The following is a 17,065-nucleotide window of genomic DNA, read 5'->3' as shown; positions in this document are numbered from 1 at the left end:
TTCAGGCACCTATGGGATTCCGCATTGTTGCGTTTCCCACTAATGATCTGGGAAATCTGCCAAAGTCTTACCGCAAGTTGCAAGGGTCTGTTCAACAAAAATTGGATCAAATTTTACCGGGTATCTCCTCTATTCTTCGTCCCAAAAATCTTTCGGCGCCGCATAAATTCCGTTCTCGATTATTGAGCTCCATCCAGATATTCGATTGAAAAGCGAAAGATTTTTTATTTCATATTGATTTATTCCAATTTCCTTTAAAGTAACCATACCATTTGTGTAGTGCGTATATTTTCCTCCTCCACCCGCTGGCGCTCGTTTCTCCAATTCGCGCCTGTCCCAATCAGAAACCACACCAACGACTTCAGGAAACGGGTCTTGAAAAATAATCTCAAATTCTTGGGCTACTCTGCAAAAACAAGGGATGTTTTCTTGCTCGAGGAGTTGGTCTGTCGCCAGATTTTTAAGGATTTCAATATTCAATTTCATCATGGACTCTTTTTGATTGGTTTAAGCGCGCTCCGTGGAACTACAACTTCGCCAGTGAAACTGGTCTTGAAAGCGAAGCGCGCGGCGGGGTCAGTCCCGGCAAGCCGACAAGCCGCACTCCTTTGCATACCGCCTACTCGTCGAAAATTTGCTTTCTCGCGGGCCATAGCTACGCGTTCACACTCGGTTTCCGCCGACAAATTGCGCGGGTGACTGAGCCGCTATGCTTGCGGCGAGTGTCGGGTTGCCGCGACTGACCTCGCGTGGCCGCTAAGTGTCGGGTTGCCGCGACTGACCCCGCGTGGCGCGACTGACCCCGCGTGGCGACTGACCCCGCGTGGCCCGCTAAGTGTCGGGTTGCCGCGACTGACCCCGCGTGGGACCCCGCGTGGCGACTGACCCCGCGTGGCCCGCTAAGTGTCGGGTTGCCGCGACTGACCCCGCGTGGCTGGCGACTGACGCCGCGTGGCTGGTTGCTCTCACCCAATGGGGGTCCGCAGCGGGTCGGTCCCGGCAAGCCGACAATTCGCACTCTTTTGGATGCCGGCTACACGTCGAAAATTTACTTTCTCGCCGGCCATAGCTAAGCGTTCACACTCAGTTTCCGCCGACAAATTGCACGGCTGACTGAGCCGCTATGCTTGCTGCGAAATGTCGGGTTGCCGCGATTGCCCCCCGTGGCCCCTTGCGCCAAGCGAAAATGGTCTGAATCTGCTCAGGCGGCGTATAGCCGATGGTGCAGTTGCCGGACGAGTCGCTGCCTTTGTGGTGCACAAGCCAGTTGGCCGTGACCGTGCCCTGGTCCTGGTCATCAGCTGGCCGGTGGTCGATTCATTGTTCAGAACGCCGGCGGCGATGCTCAGGGTGCCGCCTGCCAGAATGTGGCTGTCGCGGTTGAGAATGTTGTCGGCGCTGATGCTCAGCGCGCCGCCGGAGACGATGCGGCCCGGGGCGGAACTGACGACCTCGGTCTGCCGGGTGGTGCGGCTGATGTCGCAGCGATTCCACTCTTCGTAGGTTTTCCCCAGCGCATGCAGGTGCATTACGAAATGGCAGTTTGCTGGGACTGACCCTGCTCCTCGCCGGGACTGACCCTGCTCCTCGCTGCTCTTAAAGCAGATCGATACCGCGCAAACCCTCCGTAGAAGCGAAAGTAAGTTCATTAGCTCCAACTCTAGAGCCATCGGTATAGACCCCATAGCCGCACTGCCGACACTCAAATGCCATCCTTCCATCTTCGCTATTCGTATATATACCCATGCCCCAACGCTCACATCTAGGGCATTGCCTATCAGCCTCCATTACGACTAGAGTTTCCAATGTATCTCTGAGATATCTTGCAATATTTTCGATATCATCGCAGCCGTATTTTTTTATTATCTTCCTAAAATTCGCAAATTCAACGCCATGCATTGGAGAAGATTCAACTGGACAATTTTCTTCGCGAAGTTCGAGAAATCTATTAATTCCAAAAATTGAAAACGGCTCATCCGAAAATATCTCAGAATTTTTTCTAAGCCAACCCAATATTACATTCAAGATTTCGCGCGGCGATGAATCGTCGTCCATCTCGGCCATAGTATTCTGAAATTCCGCCCACTGGCTACGCGTGAGTTTGCTCATCGTTTTCCTCCTTTTACCGGGAAAGTCGTAATAAGATTTCCCGCCCTATCAGTAAATACTTTTAATACCGAGGTCGCGGCCCCGCCTTCTTTAACGGTTGTCAGGCCAATCACACGTCCAACATCAACGGTACGAACGAACTGACCGTCACCAAGCGCTATTACCGGGGAGTTGACCACTCTCTCGCTCTGTAAAATGTTTTTCAATTCAGCAGGTGTAATGCTGAAGACAGAACGCGAGTTGGAAATCGGCATCCCGAAATGTCCCTCAAGAACATGGTCGAATCCTGCAGAGACTGGACTTCCGCTGTCACGTAGTGGCGTTGTAGCTGTACGGCCATTTGCAACATTGATTCGAGATTGAATACGGCCGGTAGCTGCCGTTCCAGCCTCGGCGATGGCCGCACCACCTTCGGCCCCAAGTACACAACAATCAGCATTGTGCACCCACACGCCGAGTTTACCAACGTGATAAGTGCTATGTTCATGAACCTGAATGTTATAAACGGTCGCGGTTTCGCCGACCGCGCGCTTGCTCACCACATTCAACGCAACGTCATTGTCGCGGCTCACCAACTCGTGCCCGCCTTCCAACAGTGCAGCCTTCAACCACCCCTTACCGGTAACCCAAAACGGATGCTCTGCCGTGGTATGCAGGATTTCGGTGGCGCCTTGCGCGTTACGCACAACAACTTCATACAATTCTTGATCATGTGTTTGCTTGGTCGCCACTACCGGGCGATAACCAATCTCGCCCGTCTCTTCATGGCGCGACAAGACCAGCTCGCCCCCACGGAAAGTTTCGATCGCTTGCAGCCCGGATGCAGTTTGAATCAACGTACCGGCGACGAAACAACTCCCGTTTGTGCATACGGCCAGGGCGTCATCGGCGACCTTCGCCGCTTTGGCATCCTGTCCAGCCGCTTTCGCGCCGACAGAGGCCAATGCAGCATCTTCGCTGAACATCAAACTGCCAATTTTTTGCGTGGCCCGGCCCGCACCGCCCTCACCAGCCACACTGGAAGCAACCTTTACCTCTGCGGAGATCTCCGCATTGAGCGCCGCCTTCGTCCCGGCTGCCCCTGCCCCGCCGACAATACCAATACCGTGCGGCACTTCTGCCATTGCGTCTGCGATGATAATGCCGGCCTTGTTTACGCACAGTACGACGTTTACCAGACACTCCGTCACAAGAACTGTACCGCCGGCGACGGCTGCGGGCGCGGTCGCGATGGCTGCTGCACTCACCGCTGCCACCTTCGTCCGCGACTTGACTTTTTCCCGGTCGGCAGCATCCTTGGCGTTACCTGCCTCAACCTGCTTCGCCGTCGGCACCGCCAATCCGTTTTTCTGATAGAACGCAGCCGTCTGCGCCGCATACTGGGAGTACATGGCGCTATTCGCCTTTTGATCGGCTGTCGCCTGGAACATGTAGCCTGTCTCTGGCAACATCCCATGCGCGTTTCGCAGGAACGCATGGGCTGTGATCGCCAGATTGGTATCGCTCAGAGCCGGCGCCCCATTCTGCACGTCGTGGTAGGCCTGCTGGGCAAGAATCTTCTCCGCTTCTGCCACCTGCGCTTGCGTTGGAGACTTGCCACCATTGAGTTGCTGAGCAAAATATTTTGCGTTGTCGGCAATCCATTTCACTTCGTTCGGATGCAACTGCCGGTTGTTCGCCACCTCATTGGCTGCTGTCGCAGCGCCGACATTTCCGCCCGCCGTAGCACCGATTGTCGCGCCTGCGGCCAGCGTCAGCGCCTTCTTCAGTCCGGCCGGTGCATCGAGCTGGTCGATTTTTTCCGCTATCGCGGGTAAGGCCACGGCTGTCGTTCCCGCGCCCAGAGCACCGCTGGTGCCGCCGGCGATACCGCCTACCAAAGTGTGCAGGGCAACCCTGGCTGTCCCGTCCTCCTTCCAGTTCGCTTCCAGCTGGGCGCTGCGCTCCAGCATTTCCGCCGCCTTCTTCGGATCGGCCTCGTCCGACGCCGCCTGCCTCAGTGTGTATGCCTCCATCAACTGCTTGCTCGCATAATCGCCGACCGCCTTGGCCGCAGCCGCACCAAACGACACCGTCACCTCGAGCGTCGTCTGCACTGCCTGACGATCGAAGTTGTTCGCAAGAGCACCGCCCGTGTCCTGTCCCGTCACTACATTGCGGTTAGTCCCGGAGATGGTCGCGTCCGCGTCCTTTCCGCTGGCCGCCATTTGACCGGCATTGTCACGGATCACGATCGCCCCCGCGCCAACGCCACTTCTGGTGACGCTCGCGTCCTTTTCACTGATCGCCGCCGCACCCGACAGGCTCGCCTGGCTACCGTCCTTGCCGGAATTGATCAGATTGGAGCCGGCCGGCCCGGCGTCCTTGCCGCCCTCCTGCTTGCCGCTGCCGCCTGACGACATGCTGCCCGCCAGGCCGATGCTGCTCGCCTTCATCGTCGAATGGTTGGCGATGTCGCTGCTGGTCAGGGTCCCCGTGTCCAGGCTGCTGTGCTCGGCGCCCGCCGCGGTGCTCGAAATGGCGGCGCCTTTCAGCTCCGTATTGCCAGACACCGTGAGCTGGAAGCCCTTGTCGCCCGCGCGGATCGCCGTTTGCTCTTGCACGCTCGCGTAGTCACTCTTGATGCTGGTCTGGCTGAAACTGCCGTTGACACTCGCGCCAAAGCCATAAGTTCCCGAGATACTGGCACTCTGGTTCTTGCCATCGAAGGTGGCGGTGTCCTGCAAGCTCTCCAGGTTCAGATTGCCTTTGACGTCGGCCACCACCTGGGCGCCGCTAACGACAGCGCCGCGGATGTTGGTGTCGCCGCCGCTGACGATCGATACCTTCTCGCCTGCCGTGACACGGCTGTTTAGTTGCGTCGTGCCTTCACCATCTTCATGCCCACGGCTTCCCGACAGGCTGCCGGTGACGCCGAACGAAGCGCCGCCCTTGCCGAATTCGACGGCGATACCGGCCGCCGCGCTCATGCTCTTGCTCTTGCTGTGCTGGCTTTCAAGGTCTTGCGCGGCAACCAGGTTGACTTGGTTGTCGGCCTTGAGCACGATATCGTTCTTGGCGTTCAGCTCGCTGCCGGCGATCATGACATTGCTGTCTTTGCCCGCTCCGCTGGCGCTGATGTGGATATCGTTGCCGGCCGAAAGCACGCTGCCGCTGTTGGTACTGGTGGCTGTCGTCTGCGTCGTTTCGCTTTCCGAGTGGCCCACGGTCAGACTCAGTCGCGCGACGGGACCATTGGCAGCCTCGCCTACCGCGGCAGCCGCATTGGCCACCGCCATTGCCGCCGATGCTGCCGCCATTGCGCTGACACGGCCATCCTTGGCCTTCTGCGCTTCCTTCAGCGTCTTGACCGCCTCCACAGCTGTGATCACGCTGCTGCTTAAAGCCAGCGTCAGGCCATCCTGAGTGGTCTTGGTGGTAGCCGATCCGGTCCCCTTGTCAAGGCCGGCATCGACGGTGACGCTGGCGCCCGTGAGCGCCAGATCATGGCCCGCACCCAGATCGGCGCCGCTGACCTTAATAGCGTTGCCGGCCGTGATGCCTACATCGCCCGCCACCGAACCGACCGTGCTGCGCGCCTGCCCGCTCTGGGTGACGCCGTCCGCTGTCTGGTCGACCGTATTGGTCCGGGTGCCGTAGCTCACGCTAAAGCCGGCGCTCGAAATGCCGCTCTTCTTCACCTCAACGTGCGAAGCCGACGTATAGGTCTCGGTCGCGGCCGCGATCGTCACATTGTTGCCGGCTGCCAGAGTCGTGGCGCCGTCGCCGATCACGGATGATCCCACCACCGACAGGTCATGTCCGGCCATCAGTCCCACAGTGGCGCCGCCCAAGCTGCTGCCCAGCGCTGATGTACTGTCACTGCTGCCGGTGGTCGTGACCGTCTTTTTCTTCAGGAAGCCCGTGTCCGTGTGTTGACTCGCATAAGCCAGGCTGGCCGTAGCGACGCCGGCCACGACGTTGATGTCGCCTCCAGCCTGGGCCGCCAGTGCGCCCCCAGCTTGCACATTGGCAGCGCGCAGGCTGATGTCCGTGCCTGCCTTGAGCGCTATATTTCCCGCGCCATTAATCTGGCTGCCGACTTCGCTCGTGCTGCCATCCTTTTGGTAGTTCTTGGCATCCCAGTTCAAATTGTTCGCGCTGGCGTTCAGCACGGTACCGAGCTCGATATTGCGGCCTGCGTCCAGAACAGTGTCGCCATCCTTGGCGGCATTGCTGATCTGGCCTGCCGTCAGCTTGATGTCGCGGCCAGCCGTCGCCACCAAGGTACCAGTGCCGGTCGCACCTTCGCCCGTCACGTACAGACCGGCCACGCGGTCGGTCGTGGTGCGGCTGAAGCTGTTGCCGCCCACTGCGCTGCTGGCACTGCGGGTGGTGGTTTCGATATTGATGTCGCGGCCCGCCGTGGCTACCAGCAGGCTGTTGGCGGAGATCGTGCCGCCGATGTTGTTGAGGTCGTTCTTGGCTGCCACCGAGACCGCGTCGCCATGGATGCGCCCGCCCAGGTTCTGCACATTGTCGGCCGTCAGACGCACCACGTCGCGGCCGGCGATGGTGCCGCTGTTGACCAGGTCGCCCGTGATCTGGAGGTCGACATCTTTACCCGACAGCAATGCGCCGCTGCCATCGATGTCGCCGTCACGCACACGCACGTAGACTTGCGGCACCAGCGCTTTCTGCACGGAGCCGTCGGCCAGGGTGACGTCCTTTTCCACCAGCCAGACAATGTCGCTGCTCAGCACCGCCATCTGGGCGTCGGAGAGGGCCACGCCGGGACGCAAGTTCCAGGTCTTGGCGTATGCCACGCCGGCATCCATCAGGGCGCGGTATTCGGTGTCGTCGCTGGTGTAGTCGCCCAGGAAGCGGCGGCCGGTCAGCTGCGCAACCTGTTCGCGGATCAGGGTCTGCTCGTAATAGCCATCGCCCAGGCGTTTCTGGGTCACGTTCGGATCCAGCTCGATCTGGCTCAGCATGTAGTCTGAACCGAGCCAGGTGCGGTAATTGGCGAAGCGCGGATCGGTTTCGATCAGGTAGCTGGCCGTATTCGAGCGGTTAATCCTGAACAGGCTGGCATCCGGGATGCGCGTGGTTGGGGTAGCGGTGCGCACAATCTGGGCGCCGCCGGATGGATTGCTCAAGGCAACCTGGGCCATGCGGCCGACCTTGGCAACCGGCGGCACCGTGGCGCCGCTGTTGCTGGCCACCGCGATATCTGCCTTGCCAGGGCCTGCGGACGCTGCCGCCGCATTGGCTTGGCTGCCTGCCACGGCACGGATGACTGCCGAAACAATGGCGCCGTGATTCGCGCCTTGCGGCACTGCCGCGCCTGCCGCATTGTCCGCCTGCTGATTCGCAACACCGTTGCCGGCAAGTTGCAATGCCATCGCGGCGACCGCGCCAGGGCCGGCAGCGCCGCCGTTGGCGCCAGCCTGGGCGCCAACGGCGCCGTCGATCTGGCCGTGCTGGCCTGCGCCGCCCGTGCGGTCGGTGCTGCTCCGTCCGCCCGTACCCTGCGCCCCAGCTGCCGTCTGGCCGCTGGCACTGTCAACCGCGCCGACACTGGTGCTGACTTTGATGATGGCTGCCTGCTTGGCCGTGGCGCCCGCGGCACCGGCTGCGCTGGCGCTGCCGTTGACGCTGTTTGCGCCGACCGCGCCAGGCACGCTGCCGCCATTGCTGGTGCCGCCCACGCCACTTTCAAGGCGGGCTGTGCCCAGCGAAATGGTCTGGATCTGCTCCGGCGGCGCGTATCCGGTGGTGCTGTTGCCGGACGAGTCATTGCCCTTGTGGTGCACGCGCCAGTTGGCCGTGACCGTGCCCTGGTCCCTGGTGATCAGCTGGCCAGTGGTCGATTCATTGTTCAGTGCGCCGGCGATGCTCAGGGTACCGCCTGCCAGAATGTGGCTGTCGCGGTTGAGAATGCTGTCGGCGCTGATGCTCAGCGCGCCACCGGAAACGATGCGGCCCGGGTCGGAACTGACCACCTCGGTCTGCCGGGTGGTACGAGTGATATCGTAGCGATTCCACTCTTCGTAATTGTTCTCCGGCGTGTGCAGGTGCAGCGACTGGTCGTCGTAGGTGTACACGCCTGGCGTTCCCTGCGCGTAACGGATGCCGCTGCCCTTGCCTTCGAACTCGACAAAGGAGCCGGACGACACCGGCGCGCTCATCTGCGTGCTGAAGTGCGCGTTCAGGTTCGCCAGCTGGGATGTGTTCATGCTCAGGTTGCCGAGCGCTTCAATCGTGGCGCTGACGTTGGTGACCGAAGCCGCGCGGCCAGTGGCGTAGCCGTTGCCGTCCAGGGCGCCGCCGATGGCCATGTCGCCGCCGCTGAGTATCAGCGCATGTTCATTGTTGACGATCGATTGCGCGCCAATGTCGAGCCTGCCGCGCGCGGCGATGGTGCCGGCGGCGCCGCCTTCAAAGTCGTTGACCAGCGCGCCCGCACCGATGCTGACATGGTCGCCATATATCCTGCCGCTGCCGATGTTGTACACGCTACCAGCGTTGACCTGGGTGATCACGCCATCGATCACACCGCGGTTGCTCACTTCGCCATACGCCGTCAGACGGGTAGCGTAGGCGCTGATGTCGCCGCTGGCCATGTTGGTGATGTTCTGCGCGGTGATTGCCAGCGTGCCACCGGTCTGCACCTTGCCGATGTTGGTCAGGTTACCGCCAAGGATCAGGGTGGTGTTGCCGTTGGCGCTGATCTGACCAGCGCCGCCCAGCACCAGACTGCCGGCAAGGTCGAGCGTCAGATTGCCCAGCGACAGGGTACTACCCTCGCCGCCAAAGCTGCCCGCACGAATAGTCGTGTTCTGGCCGGCGATCATGGTGCCAGCGGTATTGCTCAGGTTCAGGGTGCGGCTGACGCTGGCGTCGTTGATGCTCAGCGTGTTGCCGGCACTGATCAGACCCTGGGTATTGTCCAGGCTGCCATTGCCCGTGAAGCTCGTGTTATTGTCGGCACGGACCGCACCCGCAATGTTGCTCAAGTTCGCTGCGCTCAGGACCACGTCCTTCGCTTCCAGGCCCTGGTTGGCGCCGTTGGTATTGCTGTTGTCGATCGTGCCTGCGCTTACGGTCAGGGTAGCGCCGGAGCGGATCAGGCTCTGACGGTTGTCGATCGTGCCCGCGCCCGCGCGCAGTGCCAGGTCGCCCAGCGCCTGGATCTGACCGCCCTGGTTATTCAGGCCGCCAATGTTCAACTCGATGCTGGTTTCGCCAACAATCTGGCCGCCCTGGTTGTTGCTGATCTGACCGGTGGTTCCCGTCACCGCACCGCTGGCGCCAAAGAAACCTGCGCTGTTATTCCAGCTGCCCAGATTCAAGGCCGCCGTGCCGCCACTGACAATGCCGCCGGCGACGCCCGGGTGCGAGGCCCCATTGCTGTTGCTCAGCGCCGCGCTGCCCGTGTTAAGCAACAGTCCGGTACCGCCCTGCAGCAGGCCGGCATCATTGTTCAGTGCGCCGCTGCGCACATCCAGCAGCTGGGAGGCGGCAATCGTACCGACGCGGTTGTCGAGTGCCTGACCATTGCTGTCGATGCTGACATTGGTGGCAACGATGGTGCCGGCTGCCGCATTGCCGGCCGCCTGTTTGTTGCTCAGGCCCCCATTACGTAGCGCGACGTTGCCAGCGGCCTGGATCAGGCCGCTGTCGTTGACCGTTGCGCCGCTGGTGGTGGCGCTGATATTGCCGTGAACCGAGGCCAGCTTGCCAGCGGTATTATCAAGCGCGCCCGCGACCAGTGCGACGTCGGCATTGGCCACAAGAACACCCTTGCTGTTGTTCATGCCCTGTAGTGCGGTGACGCCCAGCGTGCCGCCGGCCGTAACTTCGCCGGACTGGTTCAGGACTGTGCCACCCAGCAGGGTCGTGTTACCGCCGCCTGCGATCAAACCTGCGTTGCTGTTGTCGAGCGTGCCGGATGCGCCAATGCTCAGTGCTGCAGCCCCGGCAGCTTGCACGACGCCGCCCTGATTATTCAGGCTACCTGTGCTGATGCTGGTGTTGCCGTTGCTGGCGATGGCGCCGCCGCGGTTGTCCAGCGCGCCGCTGGTGGTCATGCTGGTCGCGCCCGTGCCCAACTGGGTAATCTCGCCCTGTCGGTTGTCCAGGCTGGCTGCGGAGATGGTGATGTTCTTTGCGATGGTGCTGGCATCACGGTGGTCGATATTGCCGGCCGTGATAGTCAGATTGCCATTGCCCGTGATCTGGCCGCGCGCGCCGCTGACGCTGCCCGCGTTGATGGCCAGCGTGCCGGTGCCAGCATGGTCAATCTTGCCGTCGGTATTGACCAGCGTGCCAGCGCCCAGGGTCAGGTTGGCACTGTTGACGGCGATCCGACCGGCCGTGTTGTTCAGGGTGCCGCCCATGCTCAGGTCAATATCGCCGCTGCCGGTTTGCACGATCAGGCCCTGGGTATTGTCCAGGGCCCCGAGTTGCGCGACCAGGGTATTAGCGCTCAGATTGCCACGCTGATTGATGAGTGTGCCGCTGGCGCTCAGGTTCAGGCTGCCGGTGGTGGCGACCACGGCATCGGAGGTGATGAGGTTGCCGGCAGTCGCGTTCAGACCGATCGTTGCCGCGCTGACCTGGCTGCCGCTGACATCGACCGAGGCGCCATGCAGGGTCACGCTGTCAGGTGCCAGGTTCTGACCGTGGGCAGCCAGACCCGACGTGGCGCTGACTGTCAGATGGCCGGTCTGCGCCATGCTGCCGTCCAGGTTCATGCCGGCAGCCAACAAGCTGGTGCTGCTGCTGTTCACGCTGGCGGCGTGGATGGTGGTGTCGCCATGTGCAGCGATCAGGCCGCTGTTGACCAGCGCGCCACTTGCCGTCAGGTTTTGCGCGCCCGCGGCGTACAGATTGCCGCTGTTGTTCACATTCGCCGCGCTGGTAACCAGATTGCCCGCGGCGTAGATGCTGCCTGCCGCATTGCTCAGATTACCGATGTTCAAAGTGGCGTTGCCGCCCAGGGCTTGCAGATTGCCGCCGGCATTATCGACATTGCCACCCGACACGTCCAACTGTGCGCCCGCACCAATAAAACCGTTCGTATTGTCAAGCGCGACGCTGGCATGAATACCTGTATTACCGGCTGCGGCGATGTGGCCGCCGGTATTGTTCAGCGTGCCACCGGACACCAGCACGGCGCCATTGGCGGCGATATCGCCCGCGCTGTTGTTCAGCGTGCCACTGGCGGAGACGCTGGCAGTACCGCTACCCAGTTGGGCGATCTGGCCATTGCGGTTGTCCAGATTGGTGCTGGCGATGCTGATCTGCTGCGCCACGCTGACGGCATCGCGATGGTCGATATTGCCGGCGTTAACGCTTAATGCCTTGTTCGCCGTGATCTGACCACGTTGGCCCGACAAGGTGCCGGCGCTGATAGCCAGTTCGCCGCTGCCGGCGTGTTCAAGCGTGCCATCAGTGTTGATCAGGGTGCCTGCGTTCAGGCTCAGATTGCTGCTGTTGACGGCGATGCGGCCGGCGGTGTTGTCCAGCGTGCCGCCCATGGAAATGCTGGTGTCGCCGTTGCCGCTCTGGACCACACTGCCGTGGTCGTTGTTCAGGTTGGCCACATTCAGCGCGAGCTGATTAGCGCTCAGCTTGCCCTGCTGATTGTTCAGGGTGCCGGCCAGGGCATTCACGCTGAGCGCGCCCGGCGTGCCAATCTGCGCCTGCGCGGTGTTGACATTGCCATTGGTGGCGGTGAGTGCGATGTTGGTGGCGCCGGTCTGGCTGCCGTTCAGATTGACCGAACCACCGCTCAGGGCAGCGTTACCGGCAGCGACGTTGCGGCCGGTGGCCTGCAGCGCGTTGACGGCATTCACGGTCAGATTGCCCGCCTGCGCCAGGCTGCCATCTGCTTTTACGCCTGCCCCCAGCAAACCGGAAGGGCTGCTCATGACAGCGCCCGCGTTGATCGTCAGGTCGCGCTGTGCCGCCACCGACCCGGTGTTATTCAGGGTGCCGCCGATATTCAATGCCTGATCGCGGCCCGCGTAGATGACACTGTTGTTGATCAGGTCAGCGCTGGTGGCAAGCGTCAGATCGGTGCCGGCATTGAGGGCGCCATCCGTGTTGTTCAGACTTGCTGCGCTGACCGACAGCGCGCCCTCGCCAGCCTGCAGGGTGCCGCGTGTGTTGTCGAGCGCCTGGGCCGACACGGCCACAGTATGCGCGGCCGTGATGATGCCGTCGCTGTTGTCGAGCGCACCGAGGCTGCCCACGTTCAGGGACTGGGCCGATGTGATCGCGCCATGATTGTTATCGAGTGCGCCCGCGTTGACGGACACTACACCATTGCCGGAGATGTCGCCAGTGCGGTTGTCGAGCTGACCGGTGACGTTCACATTCATCGCGCCCGCGCTGTTCACGTGGCCGGCGCGGTTACTCAGGCTTGCCGCCTGAACCGTGAGATTTTTGCCGAAGGTGGTGCCAGCATCGTGGTTGAAGGCAGCGGCAGTGATATTCACGCTGCCGTTGCCGATGATGGTGCCGCGCTGGTCGTTCAGGGTGCCGGCGTTGATCGCCAGGCTTGCGCTGCCGGCGTGTTCGATAACGCCGTCAGTGTTGACAAGCGTACCCGCGCCCAGCGTCAGGTTGGCGCTGTTGACCGCAATACGGCCAGCCGTATTATCGAGCGTGCCAGCCATATTGACAGTGGTGTCGCCGCCAGCTGTTTGAATGATCGTGCCGCCGGCGTTGTCCAGTCCAGTCACGTGCACTGCAAGCTGGCCGGCGCTGAGTGTGCCGGCCTGATTGAGCAACTGCGCACTGGCGTTGACCGTCAACGCGCCTGCCGTCGAAACGGTCGCGCCGCGGGTGCTGACATTGCCCGCGCCCGCGTTCAGGGTGACGTTTGCGGCGCTGGTCAAGCTGCCGTCAAGGTTGACTGAGGCGCCATTCAAACTGGCACTCCCGGCCGCCAGATTCTGGCCGTGCGCTGCCAGCGATTGCGTTGTGGTGACAGTCAGCGCACCTGATTGTGCGTAGCTGCCGTTGGTATTGATGCCGGCGCCGATCAGACTTGCCGCGCTGGCGTTGATGCTGGTGGCGCTGATGGTGGTATCACCATGCGCGGCGATCACGCCGGTGCTGGTAATGTTGGCCGCCGTCGCGTCCAGATTGGCGCCGGCATAGATACTGCCGCCTGTGTTGGTCAGATCAGCCACGGCCAGCGCGGCATTGCCAGCGTATGCCTGAACGCTGCCGCCTGTGTTGTCGAGTGCCCCGCCGCTGACATTCAGGTGCTTGCCCGCTTCGATTGTGCCGGCACTGTTGTCGAGTGCCGAGCTGGCGGCGATCACCGCGTCGCCACCGGCGGCGATGCGCCCGCCGCGGTTGTCGATTGTGCTAGCCGCAATGGTAGCGCCGCCATTGCTTTCGATGGTACCGGTGCGGTTGTCGATGCTGTTGACGTTGATGCTGGCCTGACCCAGGCCAAGCTGCGAGAGCTGGCCGTTGCGGTTATCCAGGCTGGCCGCCGTAATCGAAATATGCTGAGCGCCGGTCAGTGCATCACGGTGGTCGATGCTGTTGGCGGTGATCGCCAGGTTGCCGTTGCTGATGATCTGGCCGCGCTGGCCAGTCAAGGTCGCACTGTCGATTGCCAGCGTGCCGCTGCCGGCGTGTTCGATCCGGCCATCGCTATTGACCAGGCTTGCGGCCTGCAGCGTCAGGTTGCTGCTGTTGACTGCGATGCGGCCAGCCGTGTTGTCAATCGCGCCGTTGGTCGCAATCGCGGTATTGCCGCTGCCACTCTGGATGAGGGTGCCGTGACTGTTATTCAGGCTGCCGGTATTGAGCTTCAGCTGCCCGGCATTGAGGACGCCGGCCTGGTTATCCAGCGCCGTCGCGGCGACGCTCAGCGTGCCTTGCGTGCCGATGACCGCGCGCGCCGTGCTGACGGCACCGTTGGTCGCCGTCAGCGCGATATTGGCGGCGCTGGTCTGGCTGTCGCTCAGGTCGACGCTCGCGCCTTGCAATGCTGCGTCGCCAGCTGCCAGGTTGCTGCCATTGGCATGCAGTGCGCCGCTTGCGGTCACAGTCAGCTTGCCAGACTGGCCCATGCTGCCGTCTGCACGCAAGCCGGCGCCAATCAGGCTGCCGGCGCTGCTATGGACACTGGCTGCGGTGATCGTGACATCGCCTTTGGCGGCCACGGAACCGGTATTACTGAAAGTACCACCGACTGTGATCGACTGGTCCTGGCCTGCATACAGCACGCCGTCGTTATGCAAGTCGCCACTGCTGCCGAGTGCCATGCTGGCGCCGGTGCTGAGCGTGCCCTGCGCATTGACCAGACTGTCCGTATTGAGGGTCAGTGCGCCGTCGCCGGCCTGAATCAGGCCGCGTGTGTTGTTCAGAGTTGGCGCCGACACGGTCAGCGCGTGAGCGGCCGCGATGGTGCCGCCGCTATTGTCCAGTGCACCGGTCAGCTTGATCGCCGTATCGCCAGCGCCCGTTTGCATCAGGGTGCCATTGGCGTTGTCCACACTGGTGGCGTGAAGGTCCAGCTGGCCGCCACTGAGCTTGCCACCAGCATTCATCAGCGTCTGGCTGGTGCTGACCGACAGCGCGCCGGTCGCCGACACGACGGCGCCGCTGGTGTTGACGTTGTCCACGCTGGCGCGCAACGCAACATCGGTCGCGCCGGTCTGGCTGCCACTTACATCGACCGAGGTGCCTGCAAGGACTGCGCTGCCTGCGGCCAGGTTCTGGCCGTGCGCTGCCAGCGACTGCGTGGTCGTGACCCGCAGACTACCGGATTGCGCCATTGCGCCGTCGGCGCGGATGCCGGCGCCAAGCAAGCCTGTGGCGCTGCTGTCAAGGCGGGTGGCGCTGATGCTGGCATTGGCGCCGGCCGCGATGACGCCCGTGTTGCTCACGTTCGCTGCGCTTAAGTCCAGATTGCCGCCCGCGTACACGGTGCCGGCGGTGTTGTCGAAGTTTGCGGCATGCAGGCGCAGATCGCCGCCGTTGGCGACCATGCTGCCGCCGCCGTTGTCGACATTGCCGCTGTCGACGGCAAGTCCGGCGTGCCCAATCACAGCGCCGGCTGCGTTGTTCAGGGTGCCCGTGCGGATGCTGGCAGCTCCCTTGCTCTCAATGGCGCCGGCACGGTTGTCCAGCGTGTTCGATGCGATCGTGACATCCTGAGCGATGATGCTGGCGCCCCGATGATCGATATCAGCGGCGTTGATGGCCAGGCTGCCGTTCGCGCGAATCGCGCCTTGTTGAGCGCTGACCGTGCTCGCGTCCATCGTCAGTGCACCGCTGCCTGCGTGTTCAATCAGGCCAGCCGCATTAAGCAGGGTGGTCGCGCGCAACGCCAGATTGTTGCTGTTGCTGGCGATCTGGCCGCCCGTGTTATCGAGCGTGCCGGGCAGCGCCAGCGTCAGGTCGCCATTGCCGAATTGGGCAATCCGGCCACCCACGTTGGACAGGTTAGCGGCACTGACCTTGAGACTGTCGGCCGTGACCTGGGCACCGTCGGTACGCAGATCGCCGGCGGCACCGAGCGCGAGCGCGCCCTGTGAGCTGATGCTGGCGCGGCCGGCGTCAATGCTGCCCGCGCTGGCATTGATCGACAACTGCGCGCCCGAAATGCGCGAACCCGTCAGATCGAACTGGGTTGCGTTGATATCGGCCTGGCCGGCCGCAGCGACCGTTCCGTGCAGCGCCATCGCGTCGGTCGCGGACATCGTCAGCGCACCGCTGTTGCGCAGCGAGCCGTCAGCGTTCATGCCGGCCACAAAGGCCGAACCGGCAGCGGCATCGATGTGCGCGCCAGGGCCTTGGGCCAGGATTGCCGCATTGTTTTGCGCTGCGATCAGGCCGGCGCCGGTAATGTCGCCATGGCTGGTAACTGCGGTATCGGCAGCAGAATAGATGCTGCCGCTGTTGCTGATCCAGCCATTTGCGTTCAGCACCAGCGGACCGGCGGTAGCCGACATGGCGCCAGCGTTGCGCACGCCGAAACCGGCCTCGGTACCGATCAGCGTGATCTTCCCAGCGTACATGCCGCCCAGGTGCGCGACGTCGAGCGCCACGCCGTTCGCATTGCCAACAGGCGCCACGGGCAAGATGTTCCCGCCCTGCCCTGCCGCGCCAGCGGCATCGAACTGGTTGGCGCCTGTGACAACGCGCAGGTCTTTTGCCCAGATACCCGCATTGAGCTGCAAAGCCCGCGTGAGAATGGTGGTGAAGTCGGTCTGGCTTGCGTCCAGACCGAGCCCGTTGACCGACACTGTACCGCCCTGCACCAGGAAACCATCGAGGGCGCCATTGTTCATCTGGGCCTGGCCCGTGGTGATGGTCACCCGGCTGGCGTTGATGAAGCCACCGCCATCAATCTGCACGCCGGCCGCATTGGCGATGATGACTTCGGCGCGCTGGCCTGCCACTTCCAGATAGCCGCGCAGCTGGCTCGGGTTGGCGGAGTTGACTTCGTTGAGGATCACCCTGGCCGCGCCGCCGGCGAGCCAGGGATTGCCCTGCACCCAGCCGCCGATCTGGGTAGGACTATCGGTGCGGCTGTTGTTGAGAACCGCGCCCTGCGCTGTCACGTCGAACTGCGTGTAAGTATTGCGCGATACGCCGGCAGCGCTCGGGGTCTGGATATTCACCAGCGCCGTGCCGTTGGCCGTGGTGAGGACAGTCGCGCGCTGGTTGCCCGGCGCGCGCGGATCGGCTTTGATCTGCGCCTGCGCAGGCGCGGCCACCAGCATCGACAGTCCCAGCGCGGCCATCACCGCAGCGCACAAGGGCCGCAATGCCGCCGTCAACACGCTGCCGGGCCCCGCATCGAACGGACCTGTTGCCGCACCGTCACCGCTGGCTGCCTTGCCGGGCGAATCGGCGTTTTCGGCGACAACCATCATTTGCCCACGGCGTTCGTTGAAGATGATGCGGTACAGGTGCTTGTTCATGGTAAGGCTTC

Annotated in this window: 4 protein-coding genes; all 4 read right to left on the bottom strand. The window is 62.5% G+C overall.

Annotated features, from left to right (window positions below):
- Positions 1–129 precede the first annotated feature (129 nt).
- The 4 genes from BUC24_RS23920 to BUC24_RS26760 all read right to left on the bottom strand — a co-directional run bounded on the left by BUC24_RS23920 (position 130) and on the right by BUC24_RS26760 (position 17,054).
- Positions 130–489 (bottom strand): hypothetical protein, encoded by a 360-nt coding sequence (locus BUC24_RS23920; protein ID WP_073222825.1) that lies wholly within the window; start codon positions 487–489, stop codon positions 130–132.
- 632 nt (positions 490–1,121) lie between these two features.
- The gene (locus tag BUC24_RS23915; RefSeq protein WP_073222823.1) at positions 1,122–1,529 is read right to left on the bottom strand and encodes a hypothetical protein; all 408 of its coding nucleotides are present in this window, start codon (positions 1,527–1,529) and stop codon (positions 1,122–1,124) included.
- Between the two features lie 67 nt (positions 1,530–1,596).
- Entirely contained in the window at positions 1,597–2,109 is a 513-nt protein-coding gene (locus BUC24_RS27035; protein ID WP_073222821.1) for a hypothetical protein, read from the bottom strand.
- A complete protein-coding gene (locus BUC24_RS26760; RefSeq protein WP_073222820.1) occupies positions 2,106–17,054 on the bottom strand; it encodes a two-partner secretion domain-containing protein in 14,949 nt (4,982 codons plus the stop codon). The genes BUC24_RS27035 and BUC24_RS26760 overlap by 4 nt, the downstream gene beginning before the upstream one ends.
- Positions 17,055–17,065 lie beyond the last annotated feature (11 nt).

It is taken from the genome of Massilia sp. CF038, from assembly GCF_900129765.1.
Taxonomy (GTDB): Bacteria; Pseudomonadota; Gammaproteobacteria; order Burkholderiales; family Burkholderiaceae_D; genus Telluria_A.
Note: the sequence above shows the minus strand (reverse complement) of the source record. Positions and strands in the feature narration are given on the sequence as shown.